This is a genomic window from Vibrio sp. 10N.222.49.C9, from assembly GCF_041474985.1.
Taxonomy (GTDB): Bacteria; Pseudomonadota; Gammaproteobacteria; order Enterobacterales; family Vibrionaceae; genus Vibrio; species Vibrio crassostreae_C.
In genome coordinates, this window is the sequence record NZ_JBFRVD010000717.1 from 1 (window position 1) to 312 (window position 312).

The following is a 312-nucleotide window of genomic DNA, read 5'->3' on the forward strand; positions in this document are numbered from 1 at the left end:
TCACAAATCATATCGGTCAACGGATTAGGCTCCCCGCAAACATACGCTTCCATCAGATGAGTAAACGCATCCATAGCGCCTCGCCCTGAAGTTTGTGCATCAGTGCCATAGGTTAATGTTGGGTCAACAATGGCGACATTAGGTAGCATCTCCGGACTGCGAAGGCTTACTTTTACCTTGTCTTGGCCTGACTTTAGTACTGCATTTTTAGTGACTTCCGCCCCTGTACTGGCTGTCGTTGGAATGGCAATCATAGGAAGAGGGGCCGCTTTAATTGGCACATTTCGCCCCACTACTTCCACATAGTCGTAC

At 48.7% G+C, this 312-nt stretch carries 1 protein-coding gene; it reads right to left on the bottom strand.

What is annotated here, in order from left to right; all coding sequences use genetic code 11:
• Positions 1-312: iron-containing alcohol dehydrogenase (locus tag AB4585_RS25235; protein WP_372171506.1), on the bottom strand; the 312-nt coding region annotated here is incomplete at both ends.